The organism is Pseudomonas subflava (assembly GCF_023823685.1).
GTDB lineage: Bacteria > Pseudomonadota > Gammaproteobacteria > Pseudomonadales > Pseudomonadaceae > Aquipseudomonas > Aquipseudomonas subflava.
Window position 1 is genome coordinate 1 of record NZ_JAMXBF010000027.1, and the last position, 1,002, is coordinate 1,002.

Sequence of the window (1,002 nt, forward strand, 5' to 3'; positions counted from 1 at the left end):
CGATTACTCGATGACCTTGGCAACCACGCCGGCACCAACGGTACGGCCGCCTTCGCGAATTGCGAAACGCAGGCCGTCGTCCATGGCGATCGGCTTGATCAGGGTGACAACCATCTTGATGTTGTCGCCCGGCATTACCATCTCAACGCCTTCCGGCAGCTCGCATGAACCGGTCACGTCGGTGGTACGGAAGTAGAACTGCGGACGGTAGCCCTTGAAGAACGGGGTGTGACGACCACCTTCTTCCTTGGACAGTACGTACACCTCAGCTTCGAACTTGGTGTGCGGCTTGATGGTGCCCGGCTTGGCCAGAACCTGACCACGCTCGACTTCATCACGCTTGGTGCCGCGCAGCAGCACGCCGCAGTTCTCGCCGGCACGACCTTCGTCGAGCAGCTTGCGGAACATTTCCACGCCGGTGCAGGTGGTCTTGGTGGTCGGACGCAGACCGACGATCTCGATCTCTTCCTGAATGCGGACGATACCGCGCTCAACACGACCAGTTACCACGGTGCCGCGACCGGAGATCGAGAACACGTCTTCGATCGGCATCAGGAACGGCATGTCGATGGCGCGAACCGGCTCAGGGATGTAGACGTCCAGGGTCTCAACCAGCTTCTTAACAGCGGTGGTACCCATTTCGTTGTCATCTTGGCCGTTCAGAGCCATCAGAGCGGAACCGATGATGATCGGAGTGTCGTCGCCCGGGAAGTCGTAGGTCGACAGCAGGTCGCGAACTTCCATCTCGACCAGTTCCAGCAGCTCGGCGTCGTCAACCATGTCGGCCTTGTTCAGGAACACGACGATGTAAGGAACACCTACCTGGCGGGACAGCAGGATGTGCTCACGAGTCTGCGGCATCGGGCCGTCGGCAGCGGAGCAAACCAGGATAGCGCCGTCCATCTGGGCAGCACCGGTGATCATGTTCTTCACGTAGTCGGCGTGACCCGGGCAGTCAACGTGCGCGTAGTGACGTACGGACGAATCGTACTCAACGTGAGC

Annotated in this window: 1 protein-coding gene; it reads right to left on the reverse strand. The window is 60.0% G+C overall.

Annotation, left to right across the window (positions count from 1 at the left end; translation table 11 throughout):
- Nucleotides 1–3: 3 nt before the first annotated feature.
- On the reverse strand, nucleotides 4–1,002 hold a 999-nt coding region (gene tuf, locus NF616_RS21155), incomplete at its 5' end, for an elongation factor Tu (RefSeq protein WP_252275737.1).